21 protein-coding genes and 1 pseudogene are annotated in these 25,117 nt (G+C 38.7%); 4 read left to right on the top strand and 18 right to left on the bottom strand.

What is annotated here, in order from left to right; genetic code table 11:
* Positions 1-7 precede the first annotated feature (7 nt).
* From ACHCNF_RS17120 to ACHCNF_RS17100, 5 genes are all read right to left on the bottom strand, one after another.
* A complete protein-coding gene (locus ACHCNF_RS17120) occupies positions 8-2,005 on the bottom strand; it encodes a hypothetical protein (RefSeq protein ID WP_408072269.1) in 1,998 nt (665 codons plus the stop codon).
* A 74-nt stretch (positions 2,006-2,079) separates the two neighbouring features.
* On the bottom strand, positions 2,080-2,211 hold the full coding sequence (locus ACHCNF_RS17115; protein ID WP_408072268.1) for a hypothetical protein: 132 nt from the start codon (positions 2,209-2,211) through the stop codon (positions 2,080-2,082).
* Between the two features lie 97 nt (positions 2,212-2,308).
* Complete coding sequence (locus ACHCNF_RS17110) at positions 2,309-2,860, bottom strand: hypothetical protein (protein ID WP_408072267.1); 552 nt, start codon at positions 2,858-2,860, stop codon at positions 2,309-2,311.
* Positions 2,861-3,126: 266 nt separating this feature from the next.
* Positions 3,127-4,224, bottom strand: a complete 1,098-nt coding sequence (locus tag ACHCNF_RS17105) for an alpha/beta fold hydrolase (RefSeq protein WP_408072266.1) — start codon at positions 4,222-4,224, stop codon at positions 3,127-3,129.
* A gap of 213 nt (positions 4,225-4,437) precedes the next feature.
* Positions 4,438-5,856 carry an MATE family efflux transporter gene (locus tag ACHCNF_RS17100; protein ID WP_408072265.1) on the bottom strand — a complete coding sequence of 473 codons (1,419 nt, stop codon included), beginning with the start codon at positions 5,854-5,856 and terminating at the stop codon, positions 4,438-4,440.
* Positions 5,857-6,100: 244 nt separating this feature from the next.
* Here ACHCNF_RS17100 and ACHCNF_RS17095 point away from each other — a divergent pair, with 244 nt between their 5' ends.
* Positions 6,101-7,303 (top strand): HAD hydrolase-like protein, encoded by a 1,203-nt coding sequence (locus tag ACHCNF_RS17095; RefSeq protein ID WP_408072264.1) that lies wholly within the window; start codon positions 6,101-6,103, stop codon positions 7,301-7,303.
* A 30-nt stretch (positions 7,304-7,333) separates the two neighbouring features.
* Here the strand turns inward: ACHCNF_RS17095 and ACHCNF_RS17090 are convergent, their stop codons facing one another.
* The 9 genes from ACHCNF_RS17090 to ACHCNF_RS17050 form a co-directional block, all read right to left on the bottom strand.
* Entirely contained in the window at positions 7,334-8,431 is a 1,098-nt protein-coding gene (locus tag ACHCNF_RS17090) for a helix-turn-helix domain-containing protein (protein ID WP_408072263.1), read from the bottom strand.
* Positions 8,421-9,692, bottom strand: coding sequence for an MFS transporter (locus ACHCNF_RS17085; protein ID WP_408072262.1), 1,272 nt, complete (start codon positions 9,690-9,692; stop codon positions 8,421-8,423). Before ACHCNF_RS17085 ends, ACHCNF_RS17090 begins: the two co-directional genes overlap by 11 nt.
* Before the next feature lie 118 nt (positions 9,693-9,810).
* Positions 9,811-12,372 carry an extracellular solute-binding protein gene (locus ACHCNF_RS17080; RefSeq protein WP_408072261.1) on the bottom strand — a complete coding sequence of 854 codons (2,562 nt, stop codon included), beginning with the start codon at positions 12,370-12,372 and terminating at the stop codon, positions 9,811-9,813.
* Positions 12,373-12,428: 56 nt separating this feature from the next.
* Positions 12,429-12,719, bottom strand: a complete 291-nt coding sequence (locus ACHCNF_RS17075) for a hypothetical protein (protein ID WP_408072260.1) — start codon at positions 12,717-12,719, stop codon at positions 12,429-12,431.
* Between the two features lie 96 nt (positions 12,720-12,815).
* Positions 12,816-13,334, bottom strand: a complete 519-nt coding sequence (locus ACHCNF_RS17070) for a hypothetical protein (protein WP_408072259.1) — start codon at positions 13,332-13,334, stop codon at positions 12,816-12,818.
* A 41-nt stretch (positions 13,335-13,375) separates the two neighbouring features.
* Positions 13,376-14,119: a hypothetical protein gene (locus ACHCNF_RS17065; RefSeq protein WP_408072258.1), complete on the bottom strand. Its 744-nt coding sequence runs from the start codon at positions 14,117-14,119 to the stop codon at positions 13,376-13,378.
* Positions 14,120-14,226: 107 nt separating this feature from the next.
* Positions 14,227-15,702, bottom strand: coding sequence for a S41 family peptidase (locus ACHCNF_RS17060; protein WP_408072257.1), 1,476 nt, complete (start codon positions 15,700-15,702; stop codon positions 14,227-14,229).
* Positions 15,703-15,726: 24 nt separating this feature from the next.
* Entirely contained in the window at positions 15,727-18,051 is a 2,325-nt protein-coding gene (locus tag ACHCNF_RS17055; protein WP_408072658.1) for an ABC transporter substrate-binding protein, read from the bottom strand.
* A gap of 68 nt (positions 18,052-18,119) precedes the next feature.
* Entirely contained in the window at positions 18,120-18,389 is a 270-nt protein-coding gene (locus tag ACHCNF_RS17050) for a hypothetical protein (protein ID WP_408072657.1), read from the bottom strand.
* A 330-nt stretch (positions 18,390-18,719) separates the two neighbouring features.
* On the opposite strand from ACHCNF_RS17050, the gene ACHCNF_RS17045 reads away from it, so the two are divergent.
* Both ACHCNF_RS17045 and ACHCNF_RS17040 read left to right on the top strand, forming a co-directional pair.
* Positions 18,720-19,424, top strand: coding sequence for a response regulator transcription factor (locus tag ACHCNF_RS17045; RefSeq protein ID WP_408072656.1), 705 nt, complete (start codon positions 18,720-18,722; stop codon positions 19,422-19,424).
* On the top strand, positions 19,417-20,718 hold the full coding sequence (locus ACHCNF_RS17040) for a sensor histidine kinase (protein WP_408072655.1): 1,302 nt from the start codon (positions 19,417-19,419) through the stop codon (positions 20,716-20,718). The genes ACHCNF_RS17045 and ACHCNF_RS17040 overlap by 8 nt, the downstream gene beginning before the upstream one ends.
* A gap of 67 nt (positions 20,719-20,785) precedes the next feature.
* Here ACHCNF_RS17040 and ACHCNF_RS17035 read toward each other — a convergent pair whose 3' ends face one another.
* Positions 20,786-21,412, bottom strand: a complete 627-nt coding sequence (locus ACHCNF_RS17035) for a GNAT family N-acetyltransferase (protein WP_408072654.1) — start codon at positions 21,410-21,412, stop codon at positions 20,786-20,788.
* Positions 21,413-21,624: 212 nt separating this feature from the next.
* On the opposite strand from ACHCNF_RS17035, the gene ACHCNF_RS17030 reads away from it, so the two are divergent.
* Positions 21,625-22,953, top strand: a complete 1,329-nt coding sequence (locus ACHCNF_RS17030; RefSeq protein WP_408072653.1) for an MATE family efflux transporter — start codon at positions 21,625-21,627, stop codon at positions 22,951-22,953.
* A 55-nt stretch (positions 22,954-23,008) separates the two neighbouring features.
* On the opposite strand, the gene ACHCNF_RS17025 is transcribed toward ACHCNF_RS17030, so the two are convergent.
* The 3 genes and pseudogenes from ACHCNF_RS17025 to ACHCNF_RS17015 form a co-directional block, all read right to left on the bottom strand.
* On the bottom strand, positions 23,009-23,770 hold the full coding sequence (locus ACHCNF_RS17025; RefSeq protein WP_408072667.1) for a M13-type metalloendopeptidase: 762 nt from the start codon (positions 23,768-23,770) through the stop codon (positions 23,009-23,011).
* Positions 23,765-24,088: pseudogene (locus ACHCNF_RS17020) on the bottom strand (hypothetical protein); the annotation flags it as partial. The pseudogene ACHCNF_RS17020 and the gene ACHCNF_RS17025, both read right to left, overlap by 6 nt.
* Positions 24,089-24,106: 18 nt before the next feature.
* Complete coding sequence (locus ACHCNF_RS17015; protein WP_408072652.1) at positions 24,107-25,030, bottom strand: gluzincin family metallopeptidase; 924 nt, start codon at positions 25,028-25,030, stop codon at positions 24,107-24,109.
* Positions 25,031-25,117: the final 87 nt, after the last annotated feature.

Raw genomic sequence — 25,117 nt, 5'->3', positions numbered from 1 at the left:
AGTTCCATCATTTCTTCCTTCTTATGAAGTTATTACAATCAGTGATGAATACCTTCAAGTCTTCATACATCTGCTTAATAGTTTGCGGATTTCCATCGCCTAAATATGAATTATCCTCTAAAACACTATTATAGAATTCTTTATTTCTGCCATTAATGTAATAGTCCTTTAGCGTAAAATAGACCTGGTAAATACGGGGAAAATTATCGTTAAAGTTGTTTCCAATATCTGTTCCGAAGTAAAACTCGTACTTTTGCCCAATTGATTCTCCATGCTCTTTTATGCTTTCCGGCATCTGACTTCCAATGGAATCCTTTACCCAGAATCCGAGTCTTAATGCCTCATCTTCAACACTGCTCCCTTGTCTGTATGGGGTAAATGCACGGAACCTTTTAAGAATATCATTTCTCACAAGGCCTTTAAGAGAATCTCTGGTAAGGGCCTTTTCCATAGCAGTTTCTCCGGACTTAGCCATGTCTGCTTTATCAGTATCCGATTTATTATTATCTGCTTTATCAGTATTTGATTCATTAATATTTGATTTATCAATATCTGATTCAGCAATATCTGGTTTATCATTATCCGATTTATCATTATCCGATTCATCAATATCTGATTTATCAAAAGTCGGATTTACAATATGGCTGATTATCTCAGTATCACCGGTTTTTTCATCAATACGCTTGAACCATGTTTCCATTCTTCTATATGCGTATCTTAGGCCGTCATCATCCTCCGGAACTCTGCACTCTTTATTTTGAACAACGTATATATAACCTTCCGCAGCTTCTACAACTTCAACCGCCATTCTTGTATCTCTTTTTTTATCAGTATAAGCAGTTTCATAGCCGGGTGCTACTTGTACAAATTCCCCATTTTCATTGTAAAAACCGATATATCCCTCAACATCAAGTGATGCAACATCCGGTCTTCCTTTGACAAGGGTAAGTTTTCCGTTTTTTAGCATTATTGAAGGAGTAAGTCTTTCCTCCTTGGAATTAACAAATGTTTCATCAGGAGTGATTCCTTCCAAGCTGCCTGCTTTGCCAACTTTTAGCCTTGCATAGCTTGAGCCTTTATATTTTTGTTCTTTTCCCTTATAAAATGAAAGCTGCAGATAGGCATTCCCATCCTCTTCAATAAATTGTCTTATTTTACAAGGGATTGCTTCCGTCTCAGACATCTGAGGAATCTCACCATAAACGGTTTCTTTACCTGTCGTAAGGTCAAATCCCGAAATGCTATAAGATTCTTCATCTTCCTTTGTTATGCAAAAAAGCTGCGTTTTTCCTATCGTTGCATAATCAAATAGTCTATTAGAAGTATCAGGTTCTATATAATTACCCTCTTCATCACAGATATATAAATGCAATTTATGATCATCAGAATTAAAGCCTCCGGTAATAAAATATTTTCCTGAAGGCTGTGTGCCGTATATATATGTTCCCGGGAGGTCTGCTGAATCAGATTCCTCCAGTGATTTTGAGGCAGATCCCTCCGGTGATTTTGAGCCTGATCCCTCCGGTGATTTTGAGTCAAATTCCTCCAAGGAAATCGAGCGGACGTTATGTTGTCCCGTAGTGCTGTTTGAACCAAGTATTAAACGATTCCCGGATATCACTATAGGTCCCTGTGACATGTCTTCAAATAGATTCTCTGTTTCCAAGGTCTCGCAGTCCATTGCAACAATTGTTCCGGCACTGTTTTCTACTTCATCGTAGGTGCCCCAAATTGCTGATGCATTCATTGAATCTTCGCTGGGAATTCTAAAATATAAGTGTCCATTATATTGAACAAAGTGCCTTCCATTTCCCGGGATTTCATCTGTATCTACATTTTTATTTGAATTTGTATCTTCTTTTGTGTTTGCATCTGTTGTCGAAGCTGATTCTGCTTTTGTGCTCGCTGTTGTTGCTGAGGCTGCTTTTACCTTTGCCCCACATCCGATAATTCCGGGCATCATTGAAGCAGATATCACTACTGCCAGAGCCTTCTTTATTCTCATGTTGTATTTCCTCCCCAAACTTTTCCATACTTAATAAGATGTAGCATAAACAGTAGAATTTCAAGAGTTTTCTGTTATGCTGCTATCTTGGCTTCCTGAGATAGTAGCAGAAGCTCCGATGTGAAGTACCTTTTCATTCTGCTACCTTTTACACTTTTCTTTATAGTAGCAGAATGGCTGGCGCTTTTTGTTCTGCTACCTTTCACGCTTTTCTGTATAGTAGCAGAATGTCAGACGCTTTTTGTTCTGCTACCTTTCACACTTTTCTGTACAGTAGCAGAATGGCTGGCGCTTTTTGTTCTGCTACCTTGCCAGCTTTTCTGTATAGTAGCAGAATGGCTGGCGCTTTTTTGTTCTGCTACCTTGCCAGCTTTTCTGTATAGTAGCAGAATGGCTGGCGCTTTTTGTTCTGCTACCTTGCCAGCTTTTCTGTATAGTAGCAGAATGGCTGGCGCTTTTTGTTCTGCTACCTTTTACACTTTTCTGTATAGTAGCAGAATGGCTGGCGCTTTTTGTTCTGCTACCTTTTACACTTTTCTGTACAGTAGCAGAATGGCTGGCGCTTTTTGTTCTGCTACCTTTCACACTTTTCTGCATAGTAGCAGAATGGCTGGCGCTTTTTGTTCTGCTACCTTTTACACTTTTCTGCATAGTAGCAGAATGGCTGGCGCTTTTTGTTCTGCTACCTTGCCAGCTTTTCTGTATAGTAGCAGAATGGCTGGCGCTTTTTGTTCTGCTACCTTTCACACTTTTCTGCATAGTAGCAGAATGGCTGGCGCTTTTTGTTCTGCTACCTTGCCAGCTTTTCTGTATAGTAGCAGAATGGCTGGCGCTTTTTGTTCTGCTACCTTTCACACTTTTCTGTATAGTAGCAGAACTATCCTTTATTATGTAAGCAAAATAGTCAAAAAAGATGCAATTCCACCAGGTTTTTTTTCAAATGCAAGGTGGAAGAAGCAATTTTCCCGTTGACACAGCCTTTAACATTCATTTTATAGGCCGCCATCAAGAAATCTTTCATATTTTATGTCTGCCTATCCAAGAATCTTTCACATCTTTTGTCTGGCTATCCAAGAATCTTCCTCATCATATATCCGGCTATCCAATAAATCTTCCTCATCTTACGGCTGGCTATGCAAGAACTCCTTCACATCTTTTGCAAATTCCTCCGGGTCTGCACAATGTGCATCGTGCCCGAATCCTTCCAGTTTATACATTTTCTTCATAGGAGCGCTGATAGCCTTAAGGTACTGCTCTGCTTTTTTCACAGGGCACACCCAATCTTCTGAACCGGATATCAGACAGAACGGCATAGAATAGTCCACAGATTCTTTGTACGCATCAAAGGAAAGCACAAAGTCAAAGAGTTGCTTATTTTTGTCTACATATTTATTGATATCTCCCATTTGAAATAAAAACCACCGCAAGTCATCTATGCCCGTATATGGAGAAAATAGCGCCAATCCAAACTGATCTGCATGTTTTTCCACAGGATGATAGATTGATGTTTGATCTCTAAGTGAGAGTAAATTGGGAATCCCCGGATTCTCGCAATATTCTTCATACGCTTTTTCCATAGCGGAGGTATCATTTCCTGCAGCCTTCGCTTTTTCCATGGCATCATTGTAGCTGTACATATCTGCATCTGCCAGGGATACCAGTTGTCCAACTCCTATATATGCCTGCACCTTCTCTGCATGTGACTTTGCATAGACACTTCCCAAAACAGTCCCATAAGAATGTCCCATAATAATGACCTTGTCCTGCTCGAATCTGTCACAGGCATAGGAAACAAGCACATCCAAATCCTCCAAAGCTTGTTCAAAGGTAGCTGTCTGATTATCAGGATCAGTCTTTTCATTTTTAAAATAAGTTCTTCCGCATCCTCTCTGATCCCAGGCAATAACTGTATATTCATCGGTGAGGTAATCTGAAAAACAATAGCTTATAAATGTATCCGGAGAAGAAGGTCCTCCATGAAGATAGATAATCACCGGATTCGATGTGTTCTCTCCCATCATCGATACATATTGCTGCTGTCCATTAATATCCAAGTATGTAGTTTCATTTACACCACCTTTGTACATCATCCTATGGTGCATATAATTGGTAGCCCTAAAAAAATATATAATCAGTATACCTGCCATAATAAGAATTATTAAAACAGCAAGTATAAATTTAATGATTTTTCTTATATGGTAATGATTTGCTGTTTTCATTTTTCTGCATCCCCATAGCACTACTTTATTGTTATCTTTTCCCTACATCCCCCGTGGTACTACTTAACTGCTATTTTTCTCTGTATCTTCCGTAGTACTACTTACTATTATCTTTTCCCTGCATTCCCCGTAGCGCCACTTAATTGTTCTCTTTTTCCTGTAGCTAGCACTACTTTACTGTTATCCTTTTCCTGTAGTACTCCTCTACTCTTATCAAATTATCTTCCGATCTCTCCATTTTCCGCTTCTGAAGCGCCATATATCCAGCGCAGCCTTTATGCACCAGTCAAGCACCATAGCAAGAGCTATTCCTATGACACCCATTCCCATCCACAAAGCAAGGATAAATGACAGAGCTGTTCTGCATACAACCGTAGCAAAGATAGACGCCCACATCGTAAATTTCACGTCCCCTGCAGCACGAAGGCCGGATGAAAGCGGTCCGGAAAAGGGCTGGACCAGCGCGGAAAACAGATTATGTATTGCAACTATTATCAGTATCAGACGCTTAGTCTCATCGGAGAGATTATATAAAGTAAGTAAAATCGGAGTCAGCGCCATTACTATAACATTCCAGATGAGCGCAAGTACAAGGGACAACCTTGTGAGCTTTTTAATATTCCATTCGGCAGCTTCGTAATCACCTGCTCCTACGCACTGCCCGACTACTGTGATGAACACCGTTCCCATGGACATGCCCATGCATGCAGCCAAAGACCAGAATGTCTGCCCTGTGGTGTTTGCTGCTATCTGCGAGGTTCCAAAGGTTGCTGTAAGCATACCAAGAACAACCTTGGCAGCCTGAAAAAGCGTATTTTCTATGGAGTTTGGAATTGCTACACCTAAAATGCGCCCTGCCATGGGAGCATCCAGGCGTAGTGAATCCCGAATCCTTATACTGATTCTGGGATAACTCATTGCTTTTATTTTTTCCAAAAGATCATCAGAAGCCTTTGTCTCTATGCACAGGGCTGTCATAATAAATGCAGCCACATACCATGAAATCGTAGTAGGCCATGCAACTCCTGCAGCACCGGCTTTAAGAACAAAGATTCCTATCGCATTTCCCACAACATTTACAAGATTAGCTACAAATGAAACCCACATGGTTACTCTGGTCTGTCCCATTGCACGAAAAACTGCAGCCCCGGCATTATAAACAGCATTCGCAGGAAAAGACCAGGCCACAATCCACATGTATATCTTGCATGCTTCCAGGGTATCTGCCTCTGCCTTAGGATACATTGTCTGAAGAAGAGATGATCCGAAAAAAAGCATCATCACCATACATAGCAAAGAAAGTGCCCCACCTATAAAAAATATCTGAGAAGCGGATAAATCCGCATTATCCTTTTCCTTACTTCCTATGTATTGGGATACAACTACCGATCCTCCTGCGGAGATAGCTGTAAACAGATATATGAAAATGGTGTATACCATGGTATCAAGCCCTACACCGGCAACCACGGCTTCGCCTGCATAACTGACCATCATGGTATCTGCAAGTCCTACCACCATCTGCAGAAGCTGCTCTATAAGGAGCGGTATGATCATCGCCTTTAAAGCAGCATTATTAAAGCGTTTACGCTCATCCGGTAAATATTCTCCTGGTTCTATTATCCTCTCAAGCATAGTAATGTTTTCATATGAACCACATAAGTCACTTGTAAAAGTTAATTCCTCATTACAATGCTTATGAATGACACAAATCCATTGTAAAAAGTTAATTCCACTTTGTAATGCTTATGTATCACATATGAAAAACCTCCATTTCTTTTGTTTTCTTTACCATAAATATGATATCATTTTTTCGAAAACAAAACCTAATCGTTATTGGTTTTGCTATTGATTCATTTGTAAATATTTGGAGGCATGCATGAACAACAAAAAGCTTGCAGTCATTTTCCCGGGCATGGGTTATCACAGTGATAAGCCACTTCTTTATTTTTCAAAAAGAATCGCCCGTGAAAACAGTTATGAAATAATCGAGGTTAATTACAAATTCCCTCATAAAGCACGTGAGATTATGAATGACAAGATCAGAATGCAGGATGCTTTTGAAACAGCCGCTGATCAGATAAAAGAAGTCCTTGGCAATATTTCTTTTGAAGATTACAGTGATGTTATTTTTATAGGAAAAAGTATTGGCACAGCTTTGGCTGCGCATTTTGACAATGAACTGCAGATTGGGGCCAGGCACCTTGTATTTACCCCTGTTCCGCAGACTTTTGACATAATAAGAAAAAATGCAGGCGTAGTCTTCCATGGTCTTGATGACCCCTGGTGTCCAAATGACGTCGCCGAAGCAAAATGCAAAGAGCTTGAACTTAAGCTTTACACAGTGGATAAAGCCAACCATTCCCTTGAAACCACGCATATTGCAGAAGATATTCGTAATCTGAAAGACATAATGCAGAAAGTAAAACAGTATATCTGTCCTTACAAGGTTATTATGTTTGATCTGGATGGAACACTTACAGATTCCGGTAGGGCAATTATGTCATCAGTGAAGTATGCTCTTACACATCTTGGAATAACAGATCAGCCCATAGAGAAGCTCAGAAGTTTCATCGGGCCATCTCTTTTCGATTCATTCAATAGAGAATATCATCTGACCGGGGCAGACTGCGATGAGGCTGTTGCCAGTTACCGGTATATCTATGAAAAAGAAAACATGTACGACGTTGATATATATGAAGGTATACCTGAGCTCCTTAAAAGTCTCAAAGAAAAAGGCTTCACTGTTATTTTGATAACCAGCAAGCCTCTTGTATTTTCAGAAAAAATCATGGATAAAGTAGGTCTTTCCAAATACTTTGACCATATGGTGGGACCAGATCTGTCCGATCACAGTTCTGATAAAAAGCGTCTCATAGAAATTGCCATAGAAAAATATGGGCTGAACAGGAATGAATGTGTGATGATAGGTGATACCGCCTATGATATCAAAGGCGCTGTTGGTGCAGAAGTAGACAGCATCGCTGTGACATATGGATATGGCAGCCCTACAGAGATAATGAATTCCGGTGCAGATTTCATGGTTGATTCAGTAGAAAGCCTCTCTAAGCTTTTTATGTAAGCTTACAAATTGATTGCATGATTAGATTAATCAAGAAACAAAAGACATATATTTCTGCACACTTTTTGCAGCCTTTTTTATATCGCCCGTAAATTCATCGCAAAACTCGCTCACTATACCTTCAACAGCCTTCATGGCAGAAGGCCCCTGATCGTCAAATGCAACCGGTGCATCTTCTGTGGTTTTACTAAGCCAAAAAGTGGCACCGGCAACAATAACATAGGCGGGAGCTTCATCAAATATCCTTGCGGCTTCCACCGCCTTTTCTACGCATTCTCTCATTTCTGAGTGTTTTGATTGCGCCTCAAATATAACCGCCTTTATTATTTCAAGATTTGCGAGCATTTTTGTTCCAAAGCTGGCTTTTGATTCTTTGTAGATTGTTTTTAAGATCATCTCCGAATAACCAATCATACTAAGCGCGGTGTCATATTTTCCCTCATGCAAAAGAGGATCAATCCACCGACCGGTAACATTGATCACATTCATGCTGCTTAGATAGAGGCCTTCTGAAAAGAACTCATAGGCCTTTTCTATATCCTTATCATCCCGGTATACTTCGCCAATCTCCGCATCTAATATGCCATTGATATTTATCTCTTTTAATAGCTCGATCCTTTTCTTTGTGTTTTTCTCAAGCAGTGCCAGATTGTGAAGTATAGTAAACTCGTTGCGGGTTTTCTTTTCGTCATCCGGAATATTAATCTGGGCCTTTTTATACAGCTCTTTCGCAAGCCTTCGGTTATTTTCTGCTCTGTTCTCAAGCCACATTATGTACCGGATTCTTGCAGCGATCATCAGAAGGTCAAAATTATTGGGATATTTAACAAGAGCCTTTGAACATTCCATCATAGCCTCATCCAGCTCATGCTTTTTATAATAGTCATCTATTCTATCAAGTATTTCAGGGACTTTCTTCAAAGGTGTATCATAACCAACAAGCACATCCACAGAGATTTCAAAAAAATCGGCAAGCTCCATTATCATAGAAATGTCAGGAATACAGTTTCCGTTTTCCCACTTGGAAACCGTTCCGACACTCACTCCGACAGCCTCAGCAAGCTGTTCCTGGGTAAAAGACTTTGCTTTGCGATTTTTCTTGATATTCTCACATAGATTATGCTTCATTTTCTATTACTCCCTGTAACAATTTTTTATTCTGGAAAAAGAACATTCCTATAAACAATATCGTTCCCAGCGCTCCAAAGAAAAACAGGATCTTAGCTACGCTTAAATGAAGAGCAAGCATACTTACCAAAAATGTCGCTACAGGCGCACTTGCTACAGCTATAGCATTAAAAACCGCACCAATTCTGGCAAGATAGTCCTTATCTACCACCTTTACAAAGGTAACATTAAGGCAGCTCATGAGAAGCCCTGAGGTAAAGCCAAGTGAAATAAAGCAGGCTCCGCCAAGCATATATGCAAAGATAGCATTTCCTTTTACAACTCCGCCAAAGGAAAGAATAACACATGTAAGTCCGAGGATCGATCCAAGTAATATAGCCAGTGAATCAAAGGAAACTTTATCAATGATCCTAGGCATTATGAGGGATGCAACGATTGTAGCGCCTGACATTAGCATCACGCAAAAGCTCATGAAATTACTATCCATGCCATATACTTCTGATGTGATAGGTGCTAAAAAGCTGTTAAGCGGTGTGAGTATAAAGTTCAAAAGTACGCAAAGGAAGCAAAAGTAAAGCACAGTCGAATTCTTGAAAAGGTATTTGATTCCTTCTGTAAATTTCGTCTTGTAGTCCTGATTTGCAATTTCCTCATTTTTAAGAACGCAGCCTTTATATTCGATAGTTGCTATTATCAAAGCTCCGATAAAGAAGGTGGCTGCATCGATGATCATTGCTGATCCGACGCCAAATGCAGCAATAATAGCTCCTGCCGCGCCCATACCTATAAGCTCAAATATTTTAGAAGCTGTCATGTTAAAGCCTGTGGCTGTTGCATAATGCTTTTCATCTATAAGCTCCGGAACAAATGCTGATGATGCCGGAAGATTAAATGACTCCACAGTTGTTATGATCAGGGTAAACGCTGCCATAAGGATTGGTGTTACAAGATGCATATAGTACAACGCTGCAAAACCTGCTATTATCAGTCCCCTGAGAATGTCAGTAGCTATAACAATATGCTTCTTATTTTTTCCCTCAACAAAGGGGCCTGCAAATGGCTGAACAAATATGCCGGGAAGCTGATTTAATCCAAATATAAGTGCTGACCAGGTTGCACTTCCTGTAATCTGATACACAAGCCAGGTAAATGCAATGGCATCCACCGAGTCTCCAAATCTGTTAATAAGATTCGATGTTATAAGCTTTCTGCAATTCGGCATCTTCAATATTTCTTTGTAAGTAATCTTTTTTTCTTCCATTTTAAAACCCCTTCCAAACTCATTTTCTTGTAATGATTGTATTGGAAGAGGCTTATTATATTAATACACAATTTTTCTAGTTTATAAAGATATTTTTTTCGTGATTGGAAAATTTGACTCACACTGCATCTTCCTTAAGAGCTTCTATGATATTATCATCCTTTATCTTGTTGATACTTAGGCCCATGCTGATTCCCAGTATTCCAAAAACAGCCAGTACAACTACGCCATAAAACAGTAAGTTCGGATTAAAGGTATACAGCGCCGAATCAAAGGACCGATACATAAGAAAGCTGAGCAAAAGGGATATCGGAGTCCCCCACAGAAGTGCCTTGAATCCATAGAGAAAAACTTCAAGCCATATCATCTTTTTAAAGCCGCCATTAAGCAAACACGTGGCTATTTTTTTTTTTTCATCCAAATAAATCTGTACCCTGCTATTCATCACGTTTGCAGCTTCTTCTGCTGTTCTTTCTCCCGCAAAGAACGGGGCCAGTTCCTCGGAGATGATATCACCAATATAAAACAGTTCGTAATTTATTGGATTAGCTTCCTCTGCCATCATCTTTAGCTTCTCTGCATTTTCCTCAGATACTCCTTCTCCCTTATAGCTTATGCCATTCATATAGCTGGAAGCGCCCTCAGATGTCTCATTTGCCTGAGCAAGCTCCAGTTCCCTATAAAAAGCTTCTTTTTCTACCGGGAAATGACCACCATACTTCTGCTCATTAGTTTTCGAATACTTACTCTGCGCATTCTTCATCTGGGCATCGTGAGAAATGATAAACTTAAGGAACTCTTTTGCACCTTCAGGGCAGGTTGCCTTTGCATTAAGGTACAGCATATTGCAAAAGGCATACGCACCGCTGCCTTCATATCTCGGATATCCGGCAAGAGATACACTTCCATCAAAACAGGCATCAAGGTAATTCATCACTTCCGGACTACCTACTCTCAGATTTTCAGATATTATCTTCCCTGCGTCGATTTTTTCCTTATAATTGTTTTCATTGATATTCTCAGGACAAGCATATTTTGAGGCAAACTTTATCAGTTCTACAAATTCAGGGCTATCAAGATGGCTTTTCCTGTTATTCCAGTCAATAAAGGAAGGATTAGTTTCGTCCAAAAGTCCATAATAGAAAACGATATCTTCCCCTGATGTATTAAGTGCTACTGCCTCTGCATCAGCTTCTTTGGTTATCTCCAACAGTTCATTAAGTGAGACGGAAGCTCTGTCACCAAGAATTCTACCAGGATATGCTGCAGTTTCCATGTAGAATTCATAAGGGATTCCATATTGTTCACCCTCGAACTGTCCGTTCTGGAGTACAGCATCAAAATATTTTGATTTATCCTGAATCAGATCACCCACAGAATTTATCAGTCCATTTTGAACCATGTCCTTCTGTTCCATTATTCCATTGACAATGAGGTCAGGTCCTGTGCCAGTAAGAAATGCTTTCTTAAGATCCGTCTGATATTTCTCCATATCCTCAGGATCTTCAGGAAGACTAACATTTATGTGATAATCTGCATTAGTCCGATTAAACATGGCTATATAGTAATCAAGACTGGCAATCTTAAAGGGCATGGAAATAACAACTTCCTGCTTTTCCGCTTCTCTTTTTGAGTCGAGATCAGCCTCCAGTACATAATGGCTGCCTTCAAAGTCAGTAAGCACTTTAAGAGTGTTATCCTGTTTTTCAATCTTACTGATATTACTTAGGAAGTATCCCCTGTTTTTCCAGTCTATAAGCTTATCCTCACTGCCGTCCTCTTTCAGAAGCATTAGTGATTCAGTATCCGTAACGTACCAGCTATCTGTTGTTTTAGCCATAGCCTGAATAGCAGATATATCACTATCGGCTTTATAGGAAAAGGAGCTTTCCTTTTCGTCCACCGTACCTGCAAAAAATGTCTCTTCGTTATTACCATACCAAATCGCAGAAGCATCTTCTGACAAGTCTATTCCTTCAATTTTACCGGAATAATTGTCCTGACGGATTTCTTTTGTGCTGAGATTATATGAGATAATCCTGTTTTCAGCAGGATAGTTCTTATAGGAATAAACAGTATCTTTCCCATCAAAAAAGAACTGATTGTCTGACCACTGGTTTTCCGGTTCTTTTTCCGTGACAGGATACTCTGAGATTAGTGAAAAAGCACCATCGGTATCCATTTTCCCAAATGCATAGTAGTTCTTATCACCATCCAGATATCCTGATGAGACAAAGTAAACCACATCTTCATAGATTCCTGCTATCCTGCACGGTTTATAGCCATGGCGGATATCTACAGATTCGTATTCTCCATCCAGGTTCAAATATGGGGCCTCATAATTCTTCCACTCATCGAACGGATACTCAGAAATCTGGATATAATATCCCAAATCCATTTCATCATTATATTCCGGATCCCGTCCCCAAAGCTGGGCAAGGCGATAAACCTTATTCCCAGCCATTTTTATATCAAGTTCCTTAACCCAGTCATCACTATTCTTGATCAGACCGGAATCCGCATCCGGTAATTCATGCTCTTTTATCTGGCATTCAAATATCTTTTTGCTTTCGGCTGGTTCTATGCCGCCTATAGCATTCCTTTTTCCACACGCACTAAGTAATGTCATGGTGCATACAAGCACCATGGGCAGTACTCTTGTCCCAAAACTCTTTATCATTACCCTCTAGTATTATTCCTCTCCCTAATCTTCTTATCTCATCCAACTAAACTCATTCATATATGCGCAGTAATCCGATGTAATATACGCATCTGCTCATATTCTTCAGCAAATGTCGGATCTGATATGCTTGCCTCTATAAATCCATATTTTGAAACCAGATACTCTCCCAGTTCCTGCAAGCTATGCGTTCCGGGATGTATTCTTTTAGCAATGAAATATCTCTTTATTCTAGTTATACGGCGCTGTATCCTTTGCTTAAATGTCGGTTCCTTCGACTTATCTAATAAAAATATGGCAGTCGGTCCGTCAGCACCACCAATTATTACATCAGATTTTATTCCCATATAACCATTATCTCCTCTGGATCATTCTCTGCGTTATTTGCCTCATACCCAACTCTCTCGTTCTACATTCTTTAATTGAATGGCTATGCTGATTCTTTATTCATAGTAATGGAGTCTTCCCATACCTATTGTAGCCCAATGTCTGGCAAGTTCGAGCTCTGAATCAACATAGTCCTGATCATATTCTCCATCTGCCTTCATTTCTTCAATATCTCTCTGAACTCCCTCTGGAGTTGACTCTCTGGAAATACCAATGCTTATTTCATTAAAGATATATGAATACCCATTTCCATCATCCTCAATTCTGTCGCTATTATGAGATTTCAAAATCTCAACTAAGTCATCAGCGTTGCTGTCAAAAGCAGCCATGCCATAAATATAAGGTTTTATGCATCCATTTTTTCCACCCAGAAAATCTATGAACTGAACTTTGTCACTTTCATCAAAATTGATAGCAAGATCACTATCAAAATAATAATAGCAATTCTCCCATATATCTGCATTTCCAAGAAGACTGATGACTTCGCTTTTACTCATCCCCATCAAAATCTTCTTATCATCCAAAATGATTCCCTCAAGCGGATTTATTATTGCCTTAATTTTGTGCGTCCACATACCTATAACTCTCCACTGATATTTTTATATTCTATAAATCATCATGGTAAATAGCGGAACTTAATCGTTCCTGATTCATAACTCTCATCATTTCCGAAAGCAGCTTCTCCTTTGCACCATCCACTCATGAAAAATAAAACATTTTCAAATTCAAATGTGCTATCCGCAAGGTATTGCTTCGTATCATATACATATTCTATAGCATAATCCTGCTTCGCTTCTGAAACAGTCTCATCCTCTATCATAGTCTCAAGTTTTTCTGTTGATGGGGCTTTTAGCCTTTTAACAATCTTGTTATATTGAGATGAACCTTCATCATAACGCTCTGTAGTTCCATCTTTATAAACTACAACATGATCCGGCTCCGGAAGCATTTCTATTATTGCATTTTCATCAATGGTACTGCCTTCAACATCGGAAAAATTTAATACAATCCGCACAACAGCATAGACAATAACTAACGCAAAATACCCCCACGCCAGCCATTTTTGTGAAAAGGATTCGCCATCAATCTTTTTAAACATAGAATGAAAGAACAGAATAGTTAGAATTCCATACGGTAATGCCATTGCTAATATTTCTCCAAATCCAAGTGACGAAGGAGCGCAGATTATAACCCACAGTAGGCAGGAAAAACCATACCCGCCAAACAGAAAAATAATTAATCTGGTTAGTTTTTTATTATCAGGTCTCCATGCCCATCGTTCTCTAATAAAGAAAAATATTATAGCGATTAAAAGAGTAATTCCGATAGCCAAAAATGCATTCCAAATGTTAGAAAACATACCGATTCTCCTCTCAATGTAAACAGTTTTTCTATGATTCTTATATATATAACGTTTGAGCTATACATTTCGTGACATAGAATATTCTTTTTATTAGTAATGGAAAATCATTTTTTCCTGATTTCTTCAAGACAACGTCCAAGCGGTGTCTCATCTTTGATACACATAATATCCGGTTTTGTCCCTGTAACCGCATTTATACTGCCATCCGGATTTTCTCCAACATTTCCTGAAAAACGTATTAGTATCCCTGAATCAGGAAGTAGGAGCATCACCGGTGTCGGTCCCAAGCCATCACCTGAGGTTTTTGTTCCTACTAATGTCGCCCATCCGGTAGCTTTACAAAAGCAAACAAATTTCTCCGAAGCTGAATACACTCTGTTGCTTGTCAGAACCCATTTCTTTATGTCCCTATCAATTATCTCTCCATCAAAGTCTTCCTCTGAAAGAGTCCATGTATTCGTATAATATCGGTCAAGCCCCAACTCTGAAGCCCATTCCGGTGTGTCTGAAAGTTCAGAAACAGATTTTGATTCAAAATCCGCATAATACTTATTGATTAATGGCGTAGACTTAAAAAAAGATCGATATCCAAACTCATATGTACCACCAAAAGGTGCAACCAGATTTTCCATCCAGTATCCATCGCTTCCGCCACCATTTAATGTAATATCGAAAATTATATTCTCTGCCTCAGGATATTTTTTCAAACCTTCATAAACTATGTTGCTATCCCTATCCACCAATTCGTAGTGGAAAGATGGAATTTTAATATACAATGCCTTACAATCAGCGATATATTGCATAAAGACATCCGGAAACTGCTCCTGAGTATCCTGCACAAATTGTTCTGATGACTCCGGTATTTTATAACGTTTTGAAAGTTTTGGATCTGTGACTATCTCGTAATATGTCCTCTCAGTTTCTCTGTAATAATCATCATTTACAAATATGTTATATAAAGATGCATAATCTTCGGGTGAAGCGATATTCAGATGTGCAAAGTTTTGTAGTTCAGCTAACATGTTTTGTAACATGCCGTAGAAGTCATCTTCCTTTGTAATATCCTTGGTTTTCTCAGCATATCTGTCGTATATTTCATCAACATCTATGCCTTTGTCCTCAAGACATGGCAGGTAAGGATAACTGTTTCTAAGCTCATCCCACAGTACCTCATAGTCGCTCATATATGGAGCTTCACCTTTTTCCCCGCTAAAGGTAATACTAACATCGTTACCGCAAAATACCTGAATCTGCTTTATTAAATTGTCCTTATCATCTTCAGATACCCCGTATGCCCCGGTATCGATAGTAACTTCTTGAACCACTAAATCATCAGATATAACAGTTTCAACCTCTGCATCGCCTATGTTTAGCAGTTCCGCCATTACATCTGATATCTGTTTCTCAATATATTTCCCATACTCATCTGCTGTAACCGGTGTAGCATCTGTTAATGATTCTATATCCGCAGGATCTTCCGTTACATTTTGCTTTGATGAACCATTTCCGCATCCACTCAGTAAAAGCAAGATGAATACTGCCCCAATGGTGATTCTCCTAGACCAAAAGCTCTTTACCATACCTTTTCCCCTACTTTACGACCATCATCTATTCTCACTAAGGAAAATGCTAACCCGGCTCTGTATGATATCAGCCACCTCTTCCGCAGATTTCTGATTTTCATAATAAGCCCCGGCTTCTTCGGTTATTATGTTTTCAATCTGGATTTCATTAGTTGTTACATCTGTCACCGATGAAATGAAATCTATCACGGTTTCTGCTTCTTCCTTAGAGAGTTCATCGAGCTGATATTCCTCATTTCCTATCCCAAGTATATCACCCGTATATACTTCTTCGCCCTTGGAATTAGTATAGTAAGGTCTTTCCTGCGCTTTAGTCGCCATCGCTTCAAGAGCACTTTTCTTTATTGGAAAATCCCTCTGTAATTTATTTCGATAGTCATCGTCATAAAAAGACTTCATGAATTCCCAGGCTGCATCTTTATATTTACAGTTGTGGTTCATTGCTATCTGCATTCCCATGGAGAGGAAGGATTTTCCTCCATCATTTGTTGGATAACCATTAAACTCTACATCCGTGCCAAAGTATCCATCAAGCAGCAGCTTATAGTCCTGAAAAGATGCCAGGGTATAATCCAAAAGAAGAGCTTTATTTTGCCTGAAGTATGTTTCGTATTCTTCCCAATCATCGTTATCTTCATCATCTTCTGTTTCTTCCGGAAACTGATTAATGAATTTCAGAAGATTAACAAAGCCCTCTGAATCAAAACTGCAGGTTCCATTTTCATAATTAATAAAAGTGCTTCCTGTGGTTTCGTAGAAGTCCGTGGCTGCATCTCTTGTCATATAGCCCATTCCGACAACAGGATCAATACCATTTGTTTCGCATATTTCTTTATAATTCTCCAGTGTGACCTTCTGATTTCCAAGCTTATCTTTAGCTGCAACACAGGTATTCACATAAAAAGACGGAACAACGGTATACAGTTCTCCATTTACTCTTGTGGCATCGACCACATTGGGTAAAAGATCAGAGATGCTAATATCAGGATCATTTTCAAAATATGAATCAAGGGGCTCAAACACACCTTTCTTCGCATAATTCTGAAGAGCTGCAGAATGGGAAACCACCATAATATCCGGCCCCTGTCCCTGAACAAATTCAAGCCCCAGCTTATCTACACAGTCAAAATATCCTGACAAATCCGCTCCCGCGCTGTCAGTAGCATAATCAATCAGCTTAAGCCTGTATTTATCACTCTTTTTATTGAATTTGGAGACCTGCTTTCTGACCTCATCAGATATGAAAATGGTTCCAACTGTGATAATCTCTTTTTCCGTAATTTCTGATGGATCGATTTTCGTCAAACCGGCAAGCTCAGATTCTTCATCGGGCATTTCATTTATTACATAGAGTTTTCCGGTTTCATCATCCCCGATATATGTCAGGTAATTTATTACTATATCCGATGACTCAAAGTCACAGACAAGCGTCATCTGCTCGTCCCCAAGATTAAAGGCCTTTATTCCGGAGCGCTCTTCAACATAAAAATCGAAGGCTTTTCCTGGATAGATTCTATTCCCATTCTGTGCATCGTTTGGAATAGAAACCTCTTCATCAAAATCCATCGTATCCGGGTTGAATTTTTTAATGATAAGACCGTTTTCATTGTAGGAATTGTCATATAGATATACGTTGCCATCTCGCAGCATATATAGATTTCCGAAGTAGTAATCATCAGAAGAATCATCATTTCCACCTATGATTTCTTCTCCTTCATCGGTGTTTTCATCATAAAATGAAGCTGCGCCTCTACTATAGGTCAGGATTCCCCTACCCTTAACATAGGCCATGCTCCCTACTGTCAGCTTCGAATCTGTCTCAGTAAGCGGTTTCTCCCATATAATATTCCCTTCTGCTGAAAGTTTTACAATAGTAGAAGTAGTATTGTCAGCACGAAATTTTTCCGAGTAGGCAATCTCTTCCTCATTTTCATAAGCTTCCAGCCAATCATCGGTGTAAACTGTCTTTATCAGATACAGATTTTCGTCTTCGTCAGCTGTCATCTCACTATATGCGATGTTATAGGCAGCTTGAAGCGGAAGCTCAGTCACAGCTCCGGAAGCATAATCAACCCTCATTATCTCCGGAGCAGCTTCGCTCCCTTCGTAGTAGCCTATCAGTGTGAAAAAACTGTCCTCTGTGCTGCAACTGCTAATGCAGTAACTACTATCCTTTACAGGTAAGTCGATGTCCTCCCACCGATATACATGATCCTTGTCAATCGCAGGTTCAGCATCAGCGTTTTCCTGCAGAGCTACATTTTCCTTATTTCCACATGCACCAAGGATGGTCATGGTACATATCATGCCCATAGCTAATACTCTTGTCCCAAAACTCTTTTTCATAGTCCCCTTTTCTCCGATTTTGAAAGCCTTATCTCAATCTCGTTATGTAATGCCATAAGTATCGACTTTTAAAAACAGTCAACCCATCCACAGCTTTTAATGTCATCAAATGTAACTTCTTTATTTAATTCAGAACCATTAGTTAACGGCTCCGGTTTGGAAGACATCTCCCCATCCATCATGTTCTGAGCTATATCTGTAAGTTGAAGTTTATTCTCTTCTACAAAGGCTACTATTTGTTTTTCTCTAGATGGTCTTGTACATAAAAAAATCATAAAAGCCGCGATAGTGCCGATTAAAACTGCCATAAATCTAACTTTTGCAAATATATTTTTCATGTAAATCCTCCTGGCAAAGTTTTCCCTTCTCAAGTATCTTTAATCCCCTCATTTATATAACGCATGAGCATTTAATTTTGGGACAGAAAAATCTGCTTATTTTATATTTTTCTTCTGCCATATAATCCCCAAATAAGAGTAGAACATCCCATCGTTCCCACAATAGCTCTCCATACCAAACCGGGGATTCCAAATAATGGTGGGAATGGAGATCCTTGCTAAATTCATATTATCATCTATTTTTTCAGAAAAATCTTAATAATTCTTAAGTTTTCCTAAGTCGTATAAAATCTATGTTATAGTAAAGAAAAACCATAATAAGGACACATTATGAGCTCACAGACCATACTGATAATTGAAGACGATGAAAGCATAAGAGATAGCGTGAAAATTCTTCTTGAAAGTGAAGATTTTTCAGTATTAGAAGCTTCTTCCGGCGAACAAGGTCTTTCTATGCTAACTGAAAATACAGATCTTGTAATTCTTGACATAATGCTCCCCGGAATGTCCGGTTATCAGGTTTGCGAAGAAATCCGTAAAAATTCTGTTGTCCCTATCCTATTTCTAACTGCCAGATCTGCTGAAGAAGATAAGGTTCTTGGGTTCTCTCTCGGTGGAGATGACTATCTTGTAAAACCATTTTCGTATGTTGAATTATCTTCAAGAATACACGCTATGCTAAGAAGACATAAGGAATACGACTCATCAGCATCTCGCATTAGTACATGCACTGAAAAATGGCTTGAGCACAATGGCATAAAAATAAACACATGTAAAAACGAGGTGTACATTGATGGCAATGAAGTATCGCTAACAGAAACTGAATACCAGATTTTACTACTTCTGATCAGCACTTCGGACAAGATCTTTTCAGCACAGGAATTATACGAAGCAGTATGGAATGAAACATATCTCCAGGATTCATCAAATACTGTAATGGTTCATATAAGGAAACTACGAACAAAAATAGAAAAAAATCCACAGGAACCTCGCAGAGTCTTAACTATTTGGGGAAAGGGTTACAAAATTGGCTAAAACTAAGACACGAAGCATTACAAAGAAAATAATGATATTGTTTGCTCTAAGCATGGCAGCTTCGCTTACATTATTTTTTATACTCTTCTCCACAGCAAATTATATTCTGGATGACATATTTCAAAACTCCAATTTTCGAAAAGACATATCTGACCCTCTGGTAAGCCGGTTTCAATACTACGTAACAGAAAAAAATTTAAAGGCGACAGAAACTTTTGCAATCCGTGACTGGGCCGAGGAAAACAAGGTCGACTATTTTACTATATCCAGAGAAAACCTTCTTCTTTATGACAATGCGTACATGGGCAAGATTCCTCTTGATAATACAGAATCCGAACAACTAAATTACACCAGACTATATATGAGCAATGTTAGATTTGCCGATGGTGATGCGGATGTTTTCATCTACAAAAATGTTGAACGGAAATACTATTTCACAGCATATGCAATATCTGCCCTACTAAGCGGATGTGCTGGTTTTGTAATAGTTCTGTTTGGAATAAAAAAGGAAGTACTTTATATCGTAGAACTTGGAAATGAAGTAAACAAAATGAATTCCGGACTCGAAAATGCCTCATTCCGTATCATGGGCGACGATGAGCTTTCAAGTCTCGCAGGTGCTATAGAGCACATGCGTACTGATCTAATAGAAAAGCAAGAAAATGAGCTTAAGATGAAAAAGGCACAGGATAATCTTGTTCTTGGCATGGCTCACGATCTCAGGACTCCTCTGACAAGCCTTATGGCTTACATCGAAATAGTCAAACGACAGGATAACCTCCAAAATGTATCTGATTATTCCGATAAAGCATTACAAAAAGCATTTGAGATAAAAAATCTGTCAGATCAGTTGTTTGACTTTTTCCTAGTCAATTCCGATGCAAAAGACGAATTTGAAGTAGTTACAGTAGAATATGCATTTAGCGATTATCTTTCAGAACTATGTAATTATCTGGGTACGCAAGGATTTTCTGTAGAAGTGCAGGAACTATCATGGCCAAATCAGAATGTATCCGTATCTTTTGATTACATTGGCAGAATTATGAATAACATCCAGTCAAACATAGTTAAGTATGCGGATAAAACAAAGCCTGTATATCTTGATACCAAATGTGACGGGAAAACTTTCTGTATCTCTGTTGAAAATACAGTTTCTGCCAATGCTAACAACAACTCAAGTAACGGAATTGGTCTAAAAAATATCAATTCAATGATGAAAAAAATGAATGGGGATTGTCTTATTCATGCTAGTAAATCCACATTTAAAATTGACCTAGCAATAACCATGCTATAAAGACAATTCTATCCACTTTACATGGTTAGAGTAGATTATTGTTTTATCACCTACAATGAAGCAGTTTTCAAGTCTGCCCAACCTGATACTGGAGTAACAATACTTGTTGAGATATCTTCACAGTACCTCCACGGATAAGCTGCTCCCCAACTTCAGTAAAGCCCATCTTTGCGTGAAAAGCCAGACTCTCTTTATTATAAGGGACAGTAGTAATTGCAGCGCCTACTATATCTATGTCATTCTCTTTGGCATAATCGAATGCATAATGATATAACTTACGTCCTAAACCCTTTTTCCAGTATTGTTTTTCAACAACAACTCTGTCTATATAAAGAAATTTAGAATACCTCTCTTTAAACCATCTATAGCTCTTGAAATCATAGTCCTCAAGGCCTTCTCGTAAAGCAATGATAAAACCGGCAGGAACTTCGTCTACATAGATAGTCTGAAAGAGAGCTGCCTTTTCAGCAAGATATTCCAGTTCTTCTCTGTCCGTAGGTATCAGGACATTGACATTTTCTTCATTTAGTTTAAGAACATATTGTTTTTCTGTAATTCTTAGTACTCGAACTATCCCCGTTTTTGGAGCAACTTCTTCTAGTCTACGGTAATGTTTTTCGCTTGCTCGCCTGGTAGGGGTGATTCTCATAAATACTTCTGGAGCAATCCTAAGATATCCATCAAAGCTTTCCATGACTTGAACTATTTATTATTGTTTTACTTGTCTAGGCTTAAATACTCCTCCCCCATAAAGTAAAGCGTGAGATGGTCTTCAGTTGTTTTTACATCAAACTCTACACTGCATGCAGTATGTGTTCCGGTCAAATAAAAGATTTTGTGTTTTAGCAATTTCATGATAGAATTCAAATCGTTCTTTTACTAAAAAATGAAAGAAATGATAAAGAAATGAACGAACCAAAACTTGCCATACTAAAAAAGATAAACAAACTGGCTATTCCCGGAATACTTTCCATGATCCTGTCAACTATCTTTACCATAGCTGACGAAGCAATCGTAGGACGTATTGATGTAGATGGGTATACCGCTGTTTCCATATCTGCAAATATCATATATCAGGTGATAGGAAATCTTGGCGCTATTTCAGTTGCTTTTACAATTCTTTTCGCCAAAAGCATAGGCCAGAAGGATAAAAAAACATCCGCTCAGATTTTTAATACAATACTTACCATATCAATTCTGATCGGAGTTGTAGCAGAGGTACTGGCAATTCTCTTCGGAAAAGGCCTCATTCATGCAATCTATGGCGTGTCTGATGGAATTCTCAATGAGGCATACAGCTATCTGGTGATTGCAGGATTAAGTATCGGAATCAATCTAGTATGCTTTGTGATGTCAGGTTTCTTTAAGAACATCATGGAGCCTAAGATTGCTTTAATAGCAACCAGTGCATCTCTGCCTGTAAACTTTATCCTGGATTATGTTTTGGTATTTGGAAAATTTGGATTACCTAAGCTCCGAGGATCCGGAGCTGCTATCGGAACCATTTGTGGACTTGTAGTAGAAATAATTATTTATGCTTTCTATTTCATTAAGAAAAGCGACTTCCAGTACAGCTTTAAGATTACTGGGGATATCTTTAAGAAAACCATGGGATTATTTATCCCTCTGTTAGGGCAGGATTTTGTTGAAAATACAATTTTCGTAATTGTAATAGGTGCCATAATATCAAGATACAACACCGTACTATATGCCACCTATTCAGTGATTAATGCGATCATTATTGCCCTGACGACCATTATGTATGCTTATGCCGGAGCAACCATGACTTTAGTAGGGCAGGCATACAGTTCTGATACAGATAGAAAAGCCTGTAGCCGTTACCCTAAGTATTCCGCAATGATAGCTGTTTTGATTTATGCGGTAATCTTAGTAATTACAGTTATTTTCCCAAGCCAGGTCTGCGGCATAATTACTGACCAGTTCGAGATTCTGGAAAAAGCCATACCGGTAGTTGTATTCGCACTTTCAGTGCAGATGCTGAACATACCTTGTCAGGTCTATAAATATGCGCTTCAGGCAATTGAACAGGAGAAGTGGGTTCTGATTATTTCGGTTCTGATGTCAGCTGTGTGTTGCATGATTATATTTATGAATATGTTTGTATTAAAAATGGAACTTATAGGTGTCTTTGTCGGTTTTGGAATATTCTATGCTGTACTTGATATTCTCTTTTACATAAAGTACGCACATTTGCTGAAAAAGAGAGTTGAATGATTAACTCTCTTTTCAGACAATTCTGCTTTTCTTCTGTGCCATATTTCATGTTTTTTCAAAACACTGCTAGTCTTTTTTCTTTTGGAACATAGTATGAGCTGTTTTCATCTATATCATATACTTCATAAAATTTATCATACTGTCCCAGTATGAAATTCACTCTTGCCTTGCTAATAAGATGAGTATCTTCCATAGCGCGGTCAATGTCCTGTTCTGTAATATAGCAGGCATTTTTCCTTGCATAGGTTCTAAGGAATAAATCATAATCAGGATTTTCTTTTTGTTCCAAAATTTTAAGGCAGCACCTCATGGCCATAAGATCAGCAAAGGTCTCATTTTTAATAAGTTCACCATCTATCTTGCGACCGTATTCAACTTCAATACCGTCAAAAAAGTCAGCAATTTTCTGCTGATTCCTGGTATATGCGGATTCCTCATCCTCCGTCATCCATGGTTCCCACCATCCACGCCAGTCATAGTTAATTCCTGTAGGATCATAGGAATGAGCATATTCATGAGCTATTAACATTCCATAGTAACCAAGCATTTCTTCGAATGATGCTGTTTTGGAGCAATAAGGATTAACGAGTACTCCGCCACTTACATAAAGTGCATTATAGGCAGGCATAAAATAGGCATTTACCTCAAACAAATTTGCATTAAAAATCTGTCTGTTCTCATCTTCTTTCTTAATCTGTCCTCTTTCAAAACGTTCCTTGCTGACAAGAAGCGATATATAATCGTCTACCAGATCTCCGGTTAGATTTATATCAGAAAGGTCATTTTCTATTTCATTTTTTCCAAGGCTTACTCTCATGGTAAGAATCTTATGCTTAGCCAGCTCTTTTCCATGGGTGCCAAGCCACTCTGTATTATCTATAATATCTCTATAGCTATTCTTGATGTCTTCGATCATATCAAGTGATCGCTGTTCATCGAAGTCTGCAAGATATTGTTCGCTGTAAGCTTTATTTATAGCATCAGGAGCATATGTTTTTATAGCCTTGCATGCCTGATCACTATACTCTATGCCATACGAAGCTTTTAGCACATCTTCGCCATAGAGTGTAAATAGTCTTGTAATCGTCCCCAAAAGCATGTGATCCCTTATGGCTTCCACATTATCTTCCTGATAAAGTGTATTAAGAAGGTCTTAAAAGTTATCTTTTGCAATAAAATCCTTATTTTTTCCAAGTGCTTCCAGGCTTCCAAGAATGTCTATCACTGGTACAGAAACATTTTCTTTTTCAAGTGAGGCAGAGTCGAAATAGACGATGTCATTTGTGACAGGAGCTTTCCAATAATCATCTATCATCTCCCCTACAACAGAGGCATTATCAAATATTTCTATTGTTCTTTCCTCTGAATATCCAAGCTTATCCATCAAGGAAAGAAACTCTTTTTTGGCAGAATCATTTGGATTATCCTCAGAAAAAAGACTCTTGAAATAATCCATATCGCCCATCATACTATTTGGCTCGAACCAATCCGCATGATAGCCATTATGATCAGCTGAAACAGTAAATTTAAAAGCCTGGCTAAACATCATATATTCTTCTGTTTGATAGAGTTTGTAAATATCTTCGAGGCTTTTTATGTTTTCGATTGGCTGCAAGTGCTCTTTTGCTGAATCAATTCTCTGATCGTAGTCCCCCGTATCTAAAATGCGGCGATAAATAGATACTGCTTTGTAAAGATCACTATCCTCACTAATTTCGTCTAAATCAGTATTATCAAGTATGTCCCTTATTGCCTTATCGAATTCCTCCTGTTCATCCCACCAGTATGCATCACCGCTATCGCTATTTTGTTTTTTCTGTTCTTTCCACTGTTCATTTACAAATTCGTCAAAGTCCGCGATTGTGTTACCATCATCGCTTATTTGCGCACCTGCATTTGTGCTTATTTCCTCATCCGATTCTGTGCCCGCTTCAGGATTTATTTCCTCACCCGATTCTGTACTAACATCAGGTGAGTCAGTTTTTCCACACCCTGTAGAGAGGGCAAATAATGATGCCCCCAGTATTATCGCAATTTTTCCGGTAAAAAACTTCCGGGCAACTTTTCTGTATTTCATAGACAGTCCCCACTAATTTTGTATTTTGCATTGTCCCTAAATACACGTAACATGCGCATATTAATTGTATTTCAAAAGGGGGAAGAC

It is taken from the genome of Butyrivibrio sp. NATIVEDY162, assembly GCF_045999815.1.
Lineage (GTDB): Bacteria > Bacillota > Clostridia > Lachnospirales > Lachnospiraceae > Butyrivibrio.
Note: the sequence above shows the minus strand (reverse complement) of the source record. Positions and strands in the feature narration are given on the sequence as shown.